The sequence below is a fragment of the Mesorhizobium sp. PUT5 genome (genome assembly GCF_052216645.1).
Lineage (GTDB): Bacteria > Pseudomonadota > Alphaproteobacteria > Rhizobiales > Rhizobiaceae > Mesorhizobium.
In genome coordinates, this window is sequence record NZ_JBQOSO010000003.1 from 4069691 (window position 1) to 4087016 (window position 17326).

Here is a 17326-nt window from a genome sequence, read left to right on the forward strand (position 1 = left end):
TTTGGCCATGCTATACTGGGCGCTGGTGTTTCTTGTCGTGGCGATCATCGCCGGCGCGCTCGGTTTCGGTGGCATTGCCGGGGCTTCGGCCGGGCTCGCCAAGATCTTGTTCTTCATCTTCCTGGCGTTCCTGGTGATTTCCCTGCTCGCTGGCATCTTCAGGCGGGCATGAGGCGTCGGACACGGTGCAAGGCAAACTGGAAACCGCCCCCCTCAAACGGTTTCCAGTCGCCGCCGGGCAGCGTTCCGCAAGGAATGCGGCCCGGCGGAACCTTTTCTGAACCGTTTATCCGCTAGAAATCTCACCTGGGGAGGGGCGGGCGGTAAGTTATCAGATGAAATCCGGGGCGAATTACAAGAACAGCTACGGGCAGGGCGGGAAGTCGACCTCCCCGAAGCCGGCCGAGCGGGACGATCAGCTTGGCCGCGCATTGCTGAATGCGCTGCGCAATGCCGGCGTCGCCGTCCTCTACCAGGACCGCGACCTGAAGACCGTATGGGCGCGCAACATGCCCGCGCCATGGATTTCCCGGACCGGCAACGACGAAGAGGAAAGCCTGCTGCCGCAGGCCCAGACCGAGCGCATCGTCGCCGCCCGCCGCAACGTCATCGCCTCCGGCAATTCCGAGCGCTTCGAGATCAGCCTGCCCGGCGAGGACGGCGTGCGCTGGTTCGAGATCTGGGTCGATCCCGACTTCGACGAGAAGGGCGGGATCCAGGGCGTGCTGACCACCAAGGTGGAGACCACCGAGCAGAAACGGCGCGAGCAGACGTTGAAGACCTTGCTGCGCGAAGTCAGCCACCGCTCCAAGAACCTGCTCGCCATCATCCAGAGCATCGCCAGCCAGACCGGCCGGCATTCCGACAGCATTTCCGATTTCCTGGCGCGCTTCCGCGGACGGCTGCAGTCGCTCGCCTCCTCGCAGGACCTCGTCACCTCCTCCAACTGGCGCGGCGCGCAATTGCGCGAACTGGTGACCGGCCAGGTCGGGCGCTACGGCGCCGACCCGGAGCGCAACCTGCGTTTCCAGGGCGCCAACCCGTTCCTGAACCCGAACGCAGCGCTTCATATCGGGCTGGCCATGCACGAACTGGCCGTCAATTCCGTCAGCTACGGCGCTCTTTCCCATCCCGAGGGCGTCGTGGAGGTCACCGCCGGGCTGGACGGCGCGGGCGAGCCGGCGCTGTCGCTGGTGTGGACGGAGCGGCTGCCGGAAGGCGAGAGGAAGCGCGGCCGCAAGCGGTTCGGCTCGGTTGCGCTGGAGCGGGTGGTGCCGATCTCGCTCAACGGCGCCGCGACCCTCGACATCGCCGGCGACCGCCTGCAATACAGCCTGACCGTGCCGCACGGCAATTTCGAGACCGACTGAACGAGCGCCGCACTCCTGTCCCGCCGGAGCTGCCCGGGGTCGGGTGCGGGCGCTCTACGCCGAAAAGACTATCTTAGCCAAGTTCAGATTCGGGCAGGCAAAACGCTCCGGCTCATGCTAGAGAAACGGGGCTGTAAAGCGAGGGACAAAAGCGAGAGGATCAAATTGATGCGCAAGATGATGATCGCCGTGGCCGTGATGGCGGCACTCAGCGGTTGCACCACCACCGAGCAGGACGTCGGCGTCGGCACCGCAGCCGGCGCGGTCATCGGCGGCGCGGTCGGCGGCTGGAAGGGTGCGGCTATCGGCGCGGCCGTCGGCGCGGGCTCGGGCCTGCTCGTCCGCAACCTGCGGAACGGCTACTGCCAGTACCGGAACCCGCGCACGGGCCGGGTCTACACCGCCCGCTGCAACTGAAGCGGCGGCGGCGCGAACGAGCGGGGGCCGGCGCAAGCCGGCCCCCGTTTTCATTGCGGCCCGCATCAGGATTGCAGGGGAATCCGGATCGTCACCATCAGGCCGTAGGCACGGAATTCGCGGCTGATGGTGCCGTTCAGCTCGCGCGTGATGTTCATGTCGATGAGCTTGGTGCCGAAGCCGGTCTTGGCCGGCGCCGTCAGCGCGGTCTGGCCCGATTCACGCCAGTTGAGAACCAGCATCCGCGCCGGCTTCGGACCCTCGACCCTCCAGTCGACCTTCAGCGCGCCGACCGAGTTGGCCGCCTCGCCGTATTTCAGCGCGTTGGTGGCAAGTTCGTGGAAGGTCAGCCCCAGCGCCTGGGTCGTGGTCTCGTCGAGCAGCACCTGCGGCCCGGACAGCAGGCCGTCCGGCAGTTCCTTGCCGAACACCTGCCCGAGCTCGATGCGCAGCAGGTCTTCCAGATCGGCCTTCTGCCAGCGCGAGCGGGTCAGCATGTCCTGCGAGGCGGCCATGGCCTGCAGCCGCGCGGAAAAGGAGCTGGCGAATTCGCTCATGTCCGTCGCTCCCGCCGCCGTCTGGCGGGAAATGGCCAGCACGCGCGAGATCGAGTTCTTGATGCGGTGCTTCATTTCCTGAAGCATCAGGTCCTTTTCGAGAAGGCTCTTCTCGGTCGCCTCGTGCAATTGCGAAACGGCATCGTAGGCCCGCTCCTGATAGCGCGCCACCAGCGCGATGGCGCCGGCCAGCAACAGCCCGAACAGGCCCAGCATGATGGGGATGAGGCGCGAGGACGGCACCGAAAACGCGCTCGTCGGACGAAACACGATGGTCCACTGCCGATCGGCGATCTGGACGGTGCGCGTGGCCGACAGATATTCGCCGGATGGCGCCGGCGGCGTCTCCGAGCGGAACACGAGATTGTCCGGGTCCACGGCGTCGTCGTAGACCTCGACATTCACCGGCAGCAGCGGCGCCTTGGCGAGCGCGGTCTGGAACAGATCGTGGGCGCGGTAGGCATTGTAGACGAGCCCGCCCGTCGGAGCGCCGCTGCCGTCCTGGCTCGCCTCCGGGGCCAGTCGGGCAAAGACCAGAAAGCCGGTGAAGTTGCGGGCCGCACCAGTGTTCTTGCCCATCAGCAGGCGCCTTGTGGCATGCTGCGCGTCGTCCTTGACGGCTCGCTCGATCGCCTCCCGGCGTACCGGATCGGTCATCATGTCGAAGCCTATGACGGCGTCGCTGTTGGCATCGAACGGCGCCAGCAGCACGACCGGAGCCCGCCAGGGCAGGTCCGACGGCGGATGGACCGGACGCTCGAACCCGAAGTTCAGGCTGATTTCCCGTTCGACGGAAGCTTCGTCTCCGGCCTTCACGAACCGGACGAAACCGACGCCGTGCAGGCCGGCAAAATGGTCGGCCACATCCAGGGAATCGTAGAACGTCTCGAATTCCTTCAGGGAGACCTTGCCGCTATTGGCCTCGAACAAGGCCTTGGTCGCGCGCAGCAGCGACAGTTGCAGGTCGATGCGGCTTTCGATGCGGTTCAGGGCGTCGTCGGCCGTGCCTTCGAACTTGATGCGTGTCGCCTCCTGCGTGGCGAAATAGGCGAAGCCGGCCATCGCAAGGCTGATCAGCGCGACGGCGACAAATGCGACGATCGGAAAGAGCTTCTTCAAAGGCAGCCGCAACCTGTGAGAACAATCCCCCGCCTTTCATAGCAATTTTGCGCGCCGAGACAATGCCCGGCCGGCCGCCGGCATGACCGGGCGGCCGATGCGGATGTCCCGGAGGGGCGGGCGGCGCTCAGGCCGCGATCTTGAGCGCGCCGGGTCCGGGAACCGCCCCCGGCGGGCATTTGCCCAGGATTATCATCCCCAGCACCTCGTCCTTGGTGACGTCCTGGGTGCGCGCGGTGCCGACGACCTGGCCGTTCTTCATGACGCAGACGCGGTCGGCGAGGTCGAACACGTCGTGGATGTCGTGGCTGATGAGGAAGATGCCGATGCCGTCGGCCTTGAGCTGCTTGACCAGTTCGCCGACCTGCGCCGTCTCCTGGGGTCCGAGCGCCGCCGTCGGCTCGTCCATGATGAGGATGCGGGCGTTGAACAGGATGGCGCGCGCGATCGCCACCGATTGCCGCTGGCCGCCCGAGAGCTTGACGACCGGCTCCTTGAAGCGCTGGAAGCGTGGATTGAGCCGGCCCATCACCTTGCGCGCCTCCGCCTCCATGGCGACGTCGTCGAGCGTCCCCCAGGCGGTCATCAGTTCGCGTCCGAGGAACAGGTTGGCGGCCGCATCCACATTGTCGGCCAGCGCCAGGGTCTGGTAGATCGTCTCGATGCCGTACTTCTTGGCGTCGCGCGGGTTGGCGATGGTGGCCTCCTCGCCATTGACGAAGATCTGGCCGGCGTCGCGCTTGTAGGCGCCCGACAGGATTTTGATGAGCGTCGACTTGCCGGCGCCGTTATGGCCGAGCAGCGCCACCACCTCGCCCGGATAGAGGTCGACGGAGGCGTCGTCCACGGCGCGGATGCCGCCGAAGGCGATCGATATGTTCCGCAGATCCACCAGCGGCGGCTGGTCGGGCGTGCGGGCCTGCGTGGTGTGGGCCATGATCGTTCCTCCCTGCCTCAGACGCGCTTGCGGTAGACGGTGTCGAGCCACACGGCGATGACCAGCACTGTGCCGACGACGATGCTCTGCAGCGGCGAATCGATGCCCAGCAGCACCATGCCCGATTGCAGCGACTGCATCAGCAGCGCACCCAGCATGGCGCCCAGCACCGTGCCGGAGCCGCCGGCCAGCGAGGTGCCGCCGATGACGGCCGCCGCGATGACCAGAAGCTCGTCCAGCGTGCCCAGCGCGTTGGTGGAGGCGTTGAGCCGCGCCGAGGAGATCGCCGCGCTCAGCGCCGCCAGCACGCCCATGATCATGAACACCTTGACCGTGATCCAGCGCGTGTTGATGCCGGCCAGGTTGGCCGCCTCCGGATTGCCGCCGATGGCGAAGACGTAGCGGCCGAAGCGGGTGCGATTGGTGACGAAGGTCATGACGATGCCGACCGCCACCGCCATCAGCACCGGGATGGCGATGCCGTGGGCGATGAACAGGCCGCCTTCGGGAACGGTGATGTTGCGGGCGGCGGCGTATCTGTTGACGATGCCGACCGGCCACGGATACGAGTTGGCGATCCACACCGCGCCGAGGATGACGGCGCAGACCACCGCGCCGAGGAAGGTTTCGGCCCAGACCGGCCGCAGCGGAAACTTGAAGCGCTTGCGCTGCCGGCGGCCGTTGAGCAGCAGCCCCACCACGGCGGCGCAGGCCACCAGCCCGACGATCCAGCTCCAGTTCGCGCCGATGGAGCCCTGCGGCCCGCCGCCCATGAGCTGGAAGGTGGCGTCGAGCGGCGCCACGGTGCGCCCGCTGGTGATCCACCAGGCCGCGCCGCGCCAAACCAGCAGGCCGCCCAGCGTGACGATGAAGGAGGGCACCTCCAGATAGGCGATGACGAAACCCTGGAAGGCGCCGATGGCGAGGCCGAGCAGCAGGCCACAGGCCAGCGCGATCACCCAGATCCAGGGATCGCCGAGCGGCAGGCCGACGGTGCGGATCAGTATCTCGGCCTGCATGACGCCCATGACCATGCCGAGCACGCCCTCCAGCGAGCCGACCGACAGGTCGATGTTGCGCGTCACGATCACCAGCACCATGCCGGTGGCCATGATGGCGACCGACGACGACTGGACCGACAGGTTCCACAGATTGCGCGGCGTCAGGAACAGGCCGCCCGACAGCACATGCAGGACGACCCAGATGGCGATCAGCGCCGCCACCATGCCCAGCATGCGCGTGTCCAGTTCGGTCGCCTTGAGGAACCGGCCGAACGCGCCGATATCGGCCGCGCGCGCCCGGTCGAGCGGATCGTTGGTGGTGGTGTCGGTCATGATCTCCTCCCGCCGGTGCCGTCTGGCGCGGTTGCGGCAGCCGATCCTATGGATTTTCCGGCTCCGTTAGAAGCCCCGCCCGGGCCGCCCGCCCGGAAGAAAAACGCCGCGGCTGCAGGGCCGCGGCGTCCCATGTTCTCCAGGATCGCGCTCCGGCCTCAGTCGCAGGCGGCGACGCTGCCCGCCTTGACGCCCGAGCACACCTCGTCCTTGCCGATCCAGCCGGCGTCGATCACCACGTTGAGGTTGTCCTTGGTGATGGCGACCGGCTTCAGGAACACCGACTTGACGGTGTTGCCGCCCGGCGTGGTGAAGTCCTGCACATTGGCGATGTCGGTCATCTTCTTGCCGTCGGCCATCTCGGAGGCGATCTCGGCGGCGTTCTTGCCGAGTTCGCGCGCATCCTTCCACACCGACACGGTCTGGGTGCCGAGCGCGATGCGGTTCAGCGCGGCATGGTCGCCGTCCTGGCCCGACACCGGCACAGAGCCCGCAAGGCCCTGCGCCTGCAGCGCGGCGATGGCGCCGCCGGCGGTGCCGTCGTTGGACGCCACGACCGCGTCGACCTTGTTGTCGTTGGCGGTCAGGATCTGCTCCATGTTCTTCTGCGCGTTGGCCGGCAGCCAGCCGTCCGTATAGGCCTCGCCGACATTCTTGATCTTGCCGGCGTCCATCGCCTCCTTCAGCACCTCCATCTGGCCGGAGAACAGGAAGTCGGCATTCGGGTCGGCGGAGGAGCCCTTGATGAAGGCGTAATTGCCTTCCGGCTTGACGGCGAAGACGCCCTTGGCCTGCAGGCGGCCGACCTCCTTGTTGTCGAAGGTCAGGTAGAAGACGTCCTTGTTCTCGATCAGGCGGTCATATCCGACCACCGGGATGCCCTCGTCCAGCGCCTTCTGCACGGCAGGCCCGATCGCCGAGGCGTCCTGCGCCAGGATGATGAGCGCGTTGGCGCCCTGCCCGATCAGGCTCTCGACATCCGTAAGCTGCTTGGCGGCGGATGACTGCGCGTCGGCGGAGATGTATTTGTCGCCGGCGGCCTCGATGGCCTTCTTCATCGCGGCCTCGTCGGTCTTCCAGCGCTCCTCCTGGAAGTTGGACCACGAAACGCCGATGACCTTGTCCTTGGCCTCGGCGACGGAAACCAGCGTCAGCGACATCGCCGCGCCGGCAAGTATGGCGGCAGTGAATTTCCTCATGATTTCCTCCCTGCGCCCAAGGCGCCTGTGAACCGGCCCGGGGCTTCCGATCCCGGGTCCACGCCAAAGCTCTTTTTTTCGAGCTTCGAAAAAAGTGTGACGCAAGCCGGGCGGCCTGTCAACGGGGTTCACAATGTCGCGAATTTTTTTTCGAGTCTCGAAATAATGTATGACAGCACGGCCTGCTTCTGCCACTATTTCGCTCCGGCGCCGGCAGCCCTGGTGGATCAGGGGCGCGGCCAAGGAGACGGTAAGGCAATGACGGTGGGCATCCGCCATGACGATCTTCGCCGGCGCAACCGCGCCATGGTGATAGGGGCCGTTCGGCGCAGCGGCGAGCCGTCGCGCACCGAGATCGCCTCGATCACAGGCCTGAGCAACTCGACGATCTCGGCGATCTCCTCCGACCTCATCGGCGAGGGAATCCTCGTCCAGCGCGGCAGCGGCCCCGCGCCGCTGAAGCGCGGCCGGCCCCAGATCGGGCTGGAGCTGGATGCGGCGGCCGCGGCCGTGGTCACCGCGGTGCTGTCGCTGAATTTCCTGGCCGTCGCCGTCATCGACTACGCCGGCAGCATCATTTCCGAGGAACAGCGGCGGCTGGACACGCTGGCCCTGCCGCGCGAGGAACTGGTGGGCGAATGCGTCGCGATCATGCGCCGGCATCTCGGCGACCCGGCGCTTTCCGGCAGGCGGGTGCTGCGCATCGCGCTGGCGGTGCAGGGCATCACGGATTCGCACGCCCGCACCATGCTGTGGTCGCCGATCACGCCGCACACCGACATCGCCCTCGCCGACGCGCTGGAGACGGCCTTCGGCATTCCGACCACGATCGAGAACGACTGCAACATGATGGCCGTGGCGCTGCGCTGGCGCGGCACCGACCGCTATAGGCACGACTTCATCGCCATGCTTTTGTCGCACGGCATCGGCATGGGCATCGTGCTCAACGGCGAACTGTTCGCCGGCACCCATTCCTCCGGCGGCGAGTTCGGCCACATGATCCACCGCCCGGGCGGCGCGCTGTGCCGCTGCGGACGGCGCGGCTGCGTGGAGGCCTATGCCGGCAACTACGCGATCTGGCGCAACGCCCATGGCCTGGGCGAGGACACGCCGCCGGCCGCCGACATCGCCGAGGCGGACATGCTGGCGCTGGCGCAGCGGGCGCGCGCGGCGGACGGGCCGGAACGCGAGGCCTACCGCAAGGCCGGCACGGCGCTGGGATTCGGCCTGGGCAACCTGTTCGCGCTGATCGACCCGGCGCCCGTCACCATGGTGGGCGTCGGCGCGCGCGCCTTCGACCTCATCGAGCCGGCCCTGCGCCGGGCGATCGCCCAGACGGCGGGCGGCCAGCATTCGGAATCGATCTCCTTCGACACCGAGCCGGACGAGCTGGCGCTGATCCGCGAAGGGTGCGCCATGCGCGCGCTGACCTTCGTGGACAACGAGATCTTCGCGCCCGGCCCGGCCCCGGGCCCGGCAACGGGCGAAGCGGCGCGAACAGCCCCTCAGTCTTCCTTTATGGCGTAGCCTGCGCCGCGGATGGTGCGGATGACGTCGGGCAGCCGGCCGTCATTGACCGCCTTGCGCAACCGTCCGACATGCACGTCCACCGTGCGCTCGTCGATGTAGATCGTCTCGCCCCAGACATTGTCGAGCAGTTGCGCCCGCGAAAAGACGCGCCCCGGATGCTGCATCATGAACTCCAGCAGGCGGAATTCGGTCGGCCCGAGCCTGATCTCGCTCTTCTTGCGGTAGACGCGGTGCTGCTCGCGGTCGAGCATGATGTCGCCGACCTTCAGCACGGACGAGAGCACTTCGGGCTTGGCGCGGCGCAGCAGCGCCTTCACCCGCGCCATGAACTCCGGCATCGAGAAGGGCTTGACCAGATAGTCGTCGGCGCCGGTGGACAGGCCGCGCACGCGGTCGCTTTCCTCGCCGCGCGCCGTCAGCATGATGACCGGCAGCCGCTCGGTCTGGGGCCGCATGCGCAGCCGGCGGCACAATTCGATGCCGGAGACGGCCGGCACCATCCAGTCGAGCACCAGAAGGTCCGGCACGTGCTCCTGGAGCCGGATCTCCGCCTCGTCGCCGCGCGTCACCACCTCGACCTGATAGCCTTCCGATTCCAGATTGTAGCGGAGCAGGACGCCAAGCGGCTCCTCGTCCTCCACCACCATGATGCGTGGTGCGATCATGCGCCTCTCCGTCCTCGCGTCTCAGCTCGCCGGCACCGACATGGCCGTCTCGTCGAGCTTCGGCCGGTTCGGCGGCAGTTGCTCGCCCGTCAGCACATAATAGGCATTCTCGGCGATGTTGGTGACATGGTCGCCGATGCGCTCCAAATTCTTGGCGCAGAACAGAAGATGCGTGCAGGCGGTGATGTTGCGCGGGTCCTCCATCATATAGGTCAACAGCTCGCGGAACACGGAGGTGTACTTCTCGTCGATGCGTTCGTCGTCGTCGCGCAACTGGGCAAGCGCCGGCGCGTCGCCCGCCACATAGTCCTCGATCACGCCGCCGACCTGCGCCAGCACGAGATCGGCCATGGAATCGATCGAATGCGACAGCTCGCGCGGCACGGCGCCCTGCCCGACCGCGTCGATCCGCTTGGCGATGTTCTTGGCGAGGTCGCCGATGCGCTCGAGGTCGCCGGCCATGCGGATGGCGCCGATCACCGCGCGCAGGTCGTGGGCCATCGGCTGGCGCTTGGCGATCAGGGTGATGGCGCGCGTATCCAGCTCGCGCTGGCGCGCATCCATGACGGCATCGTCGGAGACGACGCGCTGGGCCAGCGCGGTGTCGGAATGGGTCAGCGCCCGCGTGGCGTCGGCCACCATGGTGCCGGCGAGTTCGCCCATGCCGCGGATCAGGCCGCCGATCTGCTTCAGGTCCTCGTCGAAGGAGGCGACGGTATGTTCCATCATGGTCGTGTCCTCGTCTGCGTGGGCCGTCAGCCGAACCGGCCGGTGATGTAGTCCTGCGTGCGCTTCTCGCGCGGCGACGTGAAGATCTTCTCGGTGCGGTCGAACTCGATCAGTTCGCCCAGATACATGAAGGCGGTCTGGCTGGAGACGCGCGCCGCCTGCTGCATGTTGTGGGTGACGATGACGATGGTGTAGTCGGCCTGCAACTCGTCGATCAGTTCCTCGATCTTGGCCGTCGAGAGCGGATCGAGCGCCGAGGCCGGCTCGTCGAGCAGGATAACCTCCGGCTTCACCGCCACGGTGCGGGCGATGCACAGGCGCTGCTGCTGGCCGCCGGACAGCGAAAGGCCGCTGGCATGGAGCTTGTCCTTGACCTCGCCCCAGAGCGCTGCGCGCACCAGCGCCTCCTCCACCCGCACGTCGATCTCGGCCTTCGACAGCTTCTCGTAGAGCCGGATGCCGAAGGCGATGTTCTCGTAGATCGACATGGGGAACGGCGTCGGCTTCTGGAACACCATGCCGATCTTGGTGCGCAGAAGATTTAGATCCTGCGAGCGGTCGAGGATGTTCTCGCCGTCGAGCAGCACCTGGCCCTCGGCCCGCTGCTTCGGGTAAAGCTCATAGATGCGGTTGAGCACGCGCAGCAGCGTTGACTTGCCGCAGCCTGACGGGCCGATGAAGGCGGTGACGCTGCGCTCCGGCAGCTCCAGACCGATGTCCTTCAGCGCCCTGGACTCGCCATAGTAGAAATTGAGGTTCTTCACCTCGATCTTGGCCTTGCCGAGCACGGGCTCGGCCACGACTGTTTCGGGGGACAACATCGGTTTCATCTGTCCTCTCTGCGTCCGGTGAGGCTGCGGGCGAAGATGGAAAGGCCCAGAACCGTCATGGTGATGATGAGCGCGCCGGTCCAGGCCAGTTGCTGCCACTCCTCGTAGGGCGAGAGCGCGAACTGGAAGATGGTGACCGGAAGGCTGGCGATCGGCGCGTTGAGATTGCTCGACCAGAACTGGTTGTTGAGCGCGGTGAACAGCAGCGGCGCCGTCTCGCCGGAGATGCGGGCGATCGCCAGCAGGATGCCGGTGACGATGCCGGAAAGGGCGGCGCGGTAGGCGACGGACCGGATCACCACCCAGCGCGGCGCACCGATGGCCGTGCCGGCCTCGCGCAGCGCGTTGGGCACCAGGTTCAGCATGTCCTCCGTCGTGCGAACCACCACGGGAATGACCAGGATGGCGAGCGCGATGGCACCGGCGATGGCCGAGAAGTGGCCCATGGGCCGCACCATCAGCTCATAGACGAACAGGCCGATGATGATGGAGGGCGCCGAAAGAAGGATGTCGTTGATGAAGCGCACCACCGTCGACAGCTTTGAGAAGCGGCCGTATTCGGCCATGTAGGTGCCGGCCAGCACGCCGATGGGGGTGCCGACGGCCACCGCGATCACCGTCATGACGATGGAGCCGGCGATGGCGTTGGCGAGACCGCCGGCGTCGCCCGGCGGCGGCGTCATCTGCGTGAACACCGAGACCGACAGGCCGGCCAGTCCCTTGTAGACCAGCGCGCCGAGGATCAGCGCCAGCCATGCCAGGCCGATGCCGGCCGCGCATGTGCACAGCCCCATCATGACGGCATTCCTGGCCTTGCGGCGGCGGTGAAGCGAGGAGGAAGGCACGGACATGGCTCAGGCTCCGGCGCGGCGGTCGATCCGCAGCAGCATGAAGCGCGCCGCAGCGAGGATCAGGAAGGTGATGACGAACAGGATGAGGCCGAGCGCCACCAGCGAAGAGGTGTAGAGGGCGCCGTCGGCTTCCGTGAATTCGTTGGCGATGGAGGCCGAGATCGTCGTGCCCGGCGCGAACAGCGAGGCGCTAATGCGGTGGGCGTTGCCGATGACGAAGGTGACCGCCATGGTCTCGCCGAGTGCGCGGCCGAGGCCCAGCATGACGCCGCCCATGATGCCGACGCGGGTGTAGGGAATGACGATGCGTCGCGTCACTTCCCATGTGGTGCAGCCGATGCCGTAGGCCGATTCCTTGAGCACGGCCGGCACGGTGTCGAACACGTCCTTGGTGATGGAGGTGATGAAGGGCAGCACCATGATGGCCAGGATCAGCGCCGAGGTGAGCAGGCCGATGCCGTAGGGCGGACCGGCGAACAGGTTCTCCAGCACCGGCACGCCCTTGAACAGGCCGATCACGAAGGGCTGGAGATAGACCTGGAGGAACGGGGCGAAGACGAACAGGCCCCAGATGCCGTAGATGATGGAGGGAATGCCCGCCAGCAGTTCGACGGCGATGCCGATCGGCCGGCGCAGCGGCCGCGGGCACAATTCGGTCAGGAACACGGCGATGCCGATGCCGATGGGAACCGCGATCAGGATGGCGATGGCGGAGGTGACGAGGGTGCCGTAGATCGGCGCCAGCGCGCCGAATTTCTCCGTCACGGGGTTCCACGACTGGGTGGTGAGGAAGGAGGGGCCGAACGCCGACAATGCCGGCCAGGCGCCGACCACCAGCGAGACGGCGACACCGCCCAGGATGACCAGCACCAGGATGGCGGAGGCACGCGTAAGGGCGTGGAAGACCGCATCGGTGAGCGCGAAACGCCGCACTGTGGCCGCACGCGCTGCGGCGCCGGCATGCCGGGGCATGGCTTCGGAAACGACGGTCATCGAACGCCCTCGCTGTGGAAAGGAGAGGGGAGAGCGCCCGCGGCGCCCTCCCCGCCTGCATTACATGGCGGAATAGAGCGGCTTGCCGTCGGAGCCGACGATGTCCTTGGCCCACATGTCCTCGACGCTCTTGACCACGTTTTCCGGCATCGGCACGTAGTCCAGTTCGCCGGCCATTTCGGCGCCCTTCTCATAGGACCAGGCGAAGAACTTCAGCGCTTCGGCGGTGGCGGCCGCATCGTCCGGGTTCTTGTAGACTAGGATCCAGGTCGCGGCCGTCATCGGCCAGGACTCGGCGCCGGGCTGGTTGGCCAGGATGACGCCGTAGCCGGGCTGCGAGGACCAGTCGGCATTGGCGGCCGCGGCGGAGAAGGCGGCGGCGGTCGGCTCGACCTTTTTGCCGTCCTTGTTGATCATGTCGGCATAGGTCAGCTTGTTCTGCTTGGCATAGGCATATTCGACATAGCCGATCGAGCCGCCGGTCTGGGCGACGTTGTTGGCCACGCCCTCATTGCCCTTGGCGCCGATGCCGACGGGCCATTCCAGCGCGGTGTTGACGCCGACCTTGTCCTTCCAGTCGGCATTCACTTCGGCGAGGTAGTAGGAGAAGTTGAAGGTCGTGCCCGAGCCGTCCGAGCGATGCACGACGGCGATGGCCTGATCGGGCAGCTTCACGTCGGGGTTGAGCTTCTGGATCGCCTCGTCGTTCCAGTTGGCGATTTTGCCCTGGAAGATGTCGGCCAGCGTGGTGCCGTCGAGCACCAGTTCGCCCGGCTTGACGCCTTCGAGGTTCACGACCGGCACGATGCCGCCCATCACCATGGGGAACTGGGCAAGGCCGTTGGCCTCCAGGTCCTCGCCCTTCATCGGCGCGTCGGAGGCGCCGAAGGTCACCGTCTTGGCCTTGATCTGCTTGATGCCGCCGCCCGAGCCGATCGACTGGTAGTTGAGGCCGATGCCGGTCTCCTTCTTGTAGGCGTCGGCCCACTTGGCATAGATCGGATAGGGGAAGGTAGCGCCGGCGCCGGAAATATCCGCGGCGAGCGCGGCGGGAACGGTCATCGCGGACGCCGCAGCCATTGCGATCGCAACAGCCGCCGAGCGGATGAAATGTCTCATGTGGCCTGCTCCTGTTCGGAAGTGGTCTCTCGACGCCTTTCCTTCGGCGTCGGGCGTGGCCTTAAGCCCGCTTTATTACAGTCGCATGACAGTTTCGTGTCGCTTCGGTAACGATCGACGCGTGCAGGCAGGCCCGCGGGGCGGCGCACGCGGCCCGGCGGGAAAAGCGGTCGCGCCGCAGACCCGCGCTTTCCAGAAGAAAATCGAGGCGCTGCGCCCCCCTACATGGCCTCGCGCCGCAGGATATCGCCCGCGCCCAGCCAGCGCTCCAGCTTCTCCAGCAGCGATTTCGGGCTGATCGGTTTCGGCAGGTAGTCGTCCATGCCGGCCTCCAGGCAGCGCTCGCGGTCGCCCTTCAGCGCATGCGCCGTGACGCCGACGATCGGCACATGCCTGCCCTCCAGGACTTCGCGCTCGCGGATCTCCGCGGTCGCCTCCAGCCCGTTCATCTCCGGCATCGACACGTCCATCAGGATCATGCGCGGCTTCATCCTGACCGCCATCTCCAGCGCCTTGCGCCCGTTGCTGACGATGTAGAAGCTGTATCCCGTCTCGCCGAGGATCTGCGTGAAGACGAGCTGGTTCACCTCATTGTCCTCGGCCACCAGGATGTCCAGCCGGTTCAGGTCCTTCTGCGCCGCGTCGGCATCGGGGGGGCGGGCGGGCGCGGCCTGCACCTGCGCTTGCTGGCGCGCGGGCACCGCCGCATCCTCCAGCACCGGCGGCGGCTCGCGCCAATCGGGCATGCCCGCCGACCGGTGCTTCTGGACGGTCGCCACCAGCGCCTCCAGCAGCGCGGAGGATCGCGCCGGCTTGATGAGCTGGGCATCGATGCCGAGGTCGCGATAGGCGGCGTTGGCCATGCTCTGGTCGACCGAGGTCAGCATGATGATGGGGATGTCGGCCAGCCCCTGCGTATTGCGCATGATCCGCGCCATCTCCGCGCCCGTCATGCCCGGCATCTGGTAGTCCAGCACCACGCAATCGACCGGCACGCCGTAGGCGGCGGCGGCCGTCAGCACCTTCAGCCCTTCCGCCCCGCTGGCGGCCGCGCAGGAATCGAAGGTCCACGATTTCATCTGCTCGGTCAGGATCGCGCGGTTGACGGCGTTGTCGTCGACGATGAGCACGCGCGCGCCGGTCACGTCGATCGGCATGACGCGGGGGACGCCGCTTTCCTGCGCACGCGGCAGGGTCACCGAGAACCAGAAGGTCGAGCCCTTGCCTTCCGCGCTTTCGACGCCGATATCGCCGCCCATCATGTCCACCAGCCGCGAGGTGATGGCAAGCCCCAGCCCCGTGCCTTCGTGGCGCCGGGTGGAGGAGGTGTCCACCTGGCTGAACTTGTCGAAGACGAGCCTGAGCTTGTCCTCGGCGATGCCGATGCCGGTGTCGGTGATGGAGATGGTGAGCTTGGTGCCGGTCGGCATGCCCTGCCCGGCGACGTCCACCAGCACATGGCCCTCGTCGGTGAACTTCACCGCATTGCCGACCAGGTTGGTGACGATCTGGCGGACGCGCCCGACATCCCCGACGAACAGTCCGTCGAGGCCGGGCGCCACTCGCACGATCAGCTCCAGGTCCTTCTCCTTGGCGCGCGTGGACACCAGCGTGGCCACGTCTTCGATCGCCTCGACCAGGTTGAAGGGGGCCGGATCGAGCACGAGCTGGCCGGCGTCGATCTTGGAGAAGTCGAGGATGTCGTTGATGATGGTGAGCAGCGCGTTGCCCGACTTGACGATGATGTCGGTGAAGGTCTTCTGCTTCGGGTCGAGGTCCGACTTGGCCAGCAGCTCCGCCATGCCCAGAACCCCGTTCATCGGCGTGCGGATCTCGTGGCTCATATTGGCCAGGAATTCCGACTTGGCGCGGTCGGCCAGCACCGCGCGCTGGCGTGCCTCGCGCAGTTCCGCCTCGCGCTGCTTCAGCTCGGTGATATCGGTCGTCGAGCCGATCAGGTAGAGCGAGCCGTCCGAGGCGATCATGGCGCCCTTGCGCGCGAACTGGTGGCGCACGCTTCCGTCGGCTGCGGTTATGGCTTCCTCGATCTCCTGGGTCTGGCCGGTGCGCAGCACGGCGAGGTCGCCTTCCACGAAGGCTTCGCCCTCCTCGCCGAAGATCTCGATGTCGGTCTTGCCGATCGCGTCTTCCTCGGAGATGCCGGTCAGGTCGCACCAGCCCTTGTTGACGTAGAACTGCCGCAGGTCCGAACGCTTGGCGTAGATGGACACCGGCACGTTGTCGATCAGGCTGCGGAATACCTCGTTCTCGCGCATGCTCTCCTGGAGGGCGTGCTCGCGCGCCTTGACCTCGGTGATGTCGGTGGAAGATCCCACGAGATGCACCGAACCGTCGCTGGCCATGAGCCGGCTCTTGCGCGTCATCAGTTGCCGCAGCGTGCCGTCGCGGTGGGTCACCGCCTCCTCGACTTCTAGCACCCTGCCGGTCTGGGCGACCTCGGCATCGCACTGGAAGAAGCCGTCCCCCTCGGCGCCGCCGAACAGTTCGCGGTCGGTGCGCCCTACCGCTTCCTCCTTGGGCACGCCGGTGATCGCGCACCAGGCCTTGTTGACGAACTCGATCCTGAGGTCGGCCCCCTTGGTGAAGGCCGCCACCGGCAGTTCGTCCATGACGTGCCGGAAAAGATCGGTCTGCTGCATGCTCTCGCGCAGCGCCTTCTCGCGTCTTTTCAGCTCGCTCACGTCGTAATAGGAAATCAGCCGCTTGCCGCCGGACAGCGCGGTGACCGAATAGATGACGGTACGGCCCCCTTCGCGCGACATTTCGCGCGGCGGCACGTCGCCGGCGCTGATTTCTGCCAGGCGGCTGGCCACATAGTTCTCCCACCCCTCGTCGTCCACCTCCTCCAGCCCGTCATGGCGGTTGAATTCCAGCAGGGCCCGGAACGGGCAGCCGACGGCGATCTCCTCGGGGTCCGCATCCCAGATCTCGTAGAAGGCGCGATTGATGATCTCGGTGTTCAGGTCCGCATCGAGGATGACGACGCCCATGTCGAGCGAATTGATCGTCCGCTTGAGATCGTAGAGCAGGCTTTCGCCGCCCCATGCGTCCATCACCTGGGTGATGTTGCGTCCCAGTCCGCGATAACCGAGGAAGGTGCCCGCCGCGTCGAAGCGCGGGAAGCCCGAGATGGAGACCCAGCGGCAGCCTGGGTCGCTGCCCTTCATCTCGTAGACGAAGTCGCGGAACGGACGCCGCGAACCGAGGTCGTCCAGATGGCGGGCGGCCTGGCCGCCCCGCGGGCCCTGGGCGAGGAAGTCGAAACGTATCCGGCCAAGCACGCTCGAAGGGGCAGTGCCCGTCGCGGCCTCGAAATCGTCGGAAAGCCAGGAAAAGCGCAGATCCGCGTCGGTTTCCCACAGCCAGTCGGCTCCGGCCGCGACAAGCATCTCCAGGTCCCCGGCGGAAAACCGGCCCCCAAACGGCTCCCCCCGCTCCGCAGCATCACGGGCCGCGGCCACCTCTTCCTCTGCAGTCATCCCTTCGTGCCCCCGAACGCTTGCGCGGCTTCCCCCTCCGCAATCCGCGGGCGAACTGTGCACCACAAGGCTTAACGATCTGCTAACCTTAACGGAACCGAACCTTCGGGAAACGAATCGCCGGCGGCCATTTGCATGCCGGGGTCTTGTGGGCCTGACGCCCCCCGCGATATCAG

Annotated in this window: 15 protein-coding genes; 4 read left to right on the forward strand and 11 right to left on the reverse strand. The window is 66.7% G+C overall.

Annotated features, from left to right (window positions below; translation table 11 throughout):
- Nucleotides 1-7: 7 nt before the first annotated feature.
- From ACTDI4_RS21390 to ACTDI4_RS21400, 3 genes are all read left to right on the forward strand, one after another.
- Nucleotides 8-172 carry a DUF1328 domain-containing protein gene (locus ACTDI4_RS21390; RefSeq protein ID WP_348998477.1) on the forward strand — a complete coding sequence of 55 codons (165 nt, stop codon included), beginning with the start codon at nt 8-10 and terminating at the stop codon, nt 170-172.
- 163 nt (nt 173-335) lie between these two features.
- Nucleotides 336-1370, forward strand: a complete 1035-nt coding sequence (locus ACTDI4_RS21395; RefSeq protein ID WP_442843055.1) for a sensor histidine kinase — start codon at nt 336-338, stop codon at nt 1368-1370.
- A 168-nt stretch (nt 1371-1538) separates the two neighbouring features.
- Nucleotides 1539-1787, forward strand: a complete 249-nt coding sequence (locus ACTDI4_RS21400; RefSeq protein ID WP_442843056.1) for a YMGG-like glycine zipper-containing protein — start codon at nt 1539-1541, stop codon at nt 1785-1787.
- Nucleotides 1788-1852: 65 nt separating this feature from the next.
- Here ACTDI4_RS21400 and ACTDI4_RS21405 read toward each other — a convergent pair whose 3' ends face one another.
- The 4 genes from ACTDI4_RS21405 to xylF form a co-directional block, all read right to left on the reverse strand.
- A complete protein-coding gene (locus tag ACTDI4_RS21405) occupies nt 1853-3463 on the reverse strand; it encodes a CHASE domain-containing protein (RefSeq protein WP_442843057.1) in 1611 nt (536 codons plus the stop codon).
- 127 nt (nt 3464-3590) lie between these two features.
- Entirely contained in the window at nt 3591-4400 is an 810-nt protein-coding gene (locus ACTDI4_RS21410; protein ID WP_442843058.1) for an ATP-binding cassette domain-containing protein, read from the reverse strand.
- 17 nt (nt 4401-4417) lie between these two features.
- Nucleotides 4418-5734: a sugar ABC transporter permease gene (locus ACTDI4_RS21415; RefSeq protein WP_442843059.1), complete on the reverse strand. Its 1317-nt coding sequence runs from the start codon at nt 5732-5734 to the stop codon at nt 4418-4420.
- A 158-nt stretch (nt 5735-5892) separates the two neighbouring features.
- Nucleotides 5893-6933, reverse strand: coding sequence for a D-xylose ABC transporter substrate-binding protein (xylF, locus tag ACTDI4_RS21420; RefSeq protein WP_442843060.1), 1041 nt, complete (start codon nt 6931-6933; stop codon nt 5893-5895).
- A 258-nt stretch (nt 6934-7191) separates the two neighbouring features.
- On the opposite strand from xylF, the gene ACTDI4_RS21425 reads away from it, so the two are divergent.
- Nucleotides 7192-8460, forward strand: coding sequence for an ROK family protein (locus ACTDI4_RS21425; protein ID WP_442843061.1), 1269 nt, complete (start codon nt 7192-7194; stop codon nt 8458-8460).
- Here the strand turns inward: ACTDI4_RS21425 and phoB are convergent.
- The 7 genes from phoB to ACTDI4_RS21460 form a co-directional block, all read right to left on the reverse strand.
- Nucleotides 8439-9128, reverse strand: coding sequence for a phosphate regulon transcriptional regulator PhoB (gene phoB, locus ACTDI4_RS21430; RefSeq protein WP_442843062.1), 690 nt, complete (start codon nt 9126-9128; stop codon nt 8439-8441). The genes ACTDI4_RS21425 and phoB overlap by 22 nt on opposite strands.
- Nucleotides 9129-9149: 21 nt before the next feature.
- Nucleotides 9150-9857, reverse strand: coding sequence for a phosphate signaling complex protein PhoU (gene phoU / locus ACTDI4_RS21435; RefSeq protein WP_442843063.1), 708 nt, complete (start codon nt 9855-9857; stop codon nt 9150-9152).
- 26 nt (nt 9858-9883) lie between these two features.
- The gene (pstB, locus tag ACTDI4_RS21440) at nt 9884-10687 is read right to left on the reverse strand and encodes a phosphate ABC transporter ATP-binding protein PstB (RefSeq protein ID WP_442843064.1); all 804 of its coding nucleotides are present in this window, start codon (nt 10685-10687) and stop codon (nt 9884-9886) included.
- Nucleotides 10684-11538: a phosphate ABC transporter permease PstA gene (gene pstA / locus ACTDI4_RS21445; RefSeq protein WP_442843065.1), complete on the reverse strand. Its 855-nt coding sequence runs from the start codon at nt 11536-11538 to the stop codon at nt 10684-10686. Before pstA ends, pstB begins: the two co-directional genes overlap by 4 nt.
- A gap of 3 nt (nt 11539-11541) precedes the next feature.
- Nucleotides 11542-12531 carry a phosphate ABC transporter permease subunit PstC gene (pstC, locus tag ACTDI4_RS21450; protein ID WP_442843066.1) on the reverse strand — a complete coding sequence of 330 codons (990 nt, stop codon included), beginning with the start codon at nt 12529-12531 and terminating at the stop codon, nt 11542-11544.
- Between the two features lie 60 nt (nt 12532-12591).
- Nucleotides 12592-13650: a phosphate ABC transporter substrate-binding protein PstS gene (pstS, locus tag ACTDI4_RS21455; protein WP_442843067.1), complete on the reverse strand. Its 1059-nt coding sequence runs from the start codon at nt 13648-13650 to the stop codon at nt 12592-12594.
- A 221-nt stretch (nt 13651-13871) separates the two neighbouring features.
- Nucleotides 13872-17060 (reverse strand): response regulator, encoded by a 3189-nt coding sequence (locus tag ACTDI4_RS21460; RefSeq protein ID WP_442843068.1) that lies wholly within the window; start codon nt 17058-17060, stop codon nt 13872-13874.
- Nucleotides 17061-17326 lie beyond the last annotated feature (266 nt).

What these genes read in the sequence shown, in the direction of transcription:
- ACTDI4_RS21390 (WP_348998477.1), top strand. Translation starts at nt 8, where the DNA reads ATGCTATACTGGGCGCTGGTGTTTCTTGTCGTGGCGATCATCGCCGGC.
- ACTDI4_RS21395 (WP_442843055.1), top strand. Translation starts at nt 336, where the DNA reads ATGAAATCCGGGGCGAATTACAAGAACAGCTACGGGCAGGGCGGGAAG.
- ACTDI4_RS21400 (WP_442843056.1), top strand. Translation starts at nt 1,539, where the DNA reads ATGCGCAAGATGATGATCGCCGTGGCCGTGATGGCGGCACTCAGCGGT.
- ACTDI4_RS21410 (WP_442843058.1), bottom strand. Translation starts at nt 4,400, where the DNA reads ATGGCCCACACCACGCAGGCCCGCACGCCCGACCAGCCGCCGCTGGTG.
- ACTDI4_RS21415 (WP_442843059.1), bottom strand. Translation starts at nt 5,734, where the DNA reads ATGACCGACACCACCACCAACGATCCGCTCGACCGGGCGCGCGCGGCC.
- xylF (WP_442843060.1), bottom strand. Translation starts at nt 6,933, where the DNA reads ATGAGGAAATTCACTGCCGCCATACTTGCCGGCGCGGCGATGTCGCTG.
- ACTDI4_RS21425 (WP_442843061.1), top strand. Translation starts at nt 7,192, where the DNA reads ATGACGGTGGGCATCCGCCATGACGATCTTCGCCGGCGCAACCGCGCC.
- phoB (WP_442843062.1), bottom strand. Translation starts at nt 9,128, where the DNA reads ATGATCGCACCACGCATCATGGTGGTGGAGGACGAGGAGCCGCTTGGC.
- phoU (WP_442843063.1), bottom strand. Translation starts at nt 9,857, where the DNA reads ATGATGGAACATACCGTCGCCTCCTTCGACGAGGACCTGAAGCAGATC.
- pstB (WP_442843064.1), bottom strand. Translation starts at nt 10,687, where the DNA reads ATGAAACCGATGTTGTCCCCCGAAACAGTCGTGGCCGAGCCCGTGCTC.
- pstA (WP_442843065.1), bottom strand. Translation starts at nt 11,538, where the DNA reads ATGTCCGTGCCTTCCTCCTCGCTTCACCGCCGCCGCAAGGCCAGGAAT.
- pstC (WP_442843066.1), bottom strand. Translation starts at nt 12,531, where the DNA reads ATGACCGTCGTTTCCGAAGCCATGCCCCGGCATGCCGGCGCCGCAGCG.
- pstS (WP_442843067.1), bottom strand. Translation starts at nt 13,650, where the DNA reads ATGAGACATTTCATCCGCTCGGCGGCTGTTGCGATCGCAATGGCTGCG.
- ACTDI4_RS21460 (WP_442843068.1), bottom strand. Translation starts at nt 17,060, where the DNA reads ATGCTTGTCGCGGCCGGAGCCGACTGGCTGTGGGAAACCGACGCGGAT.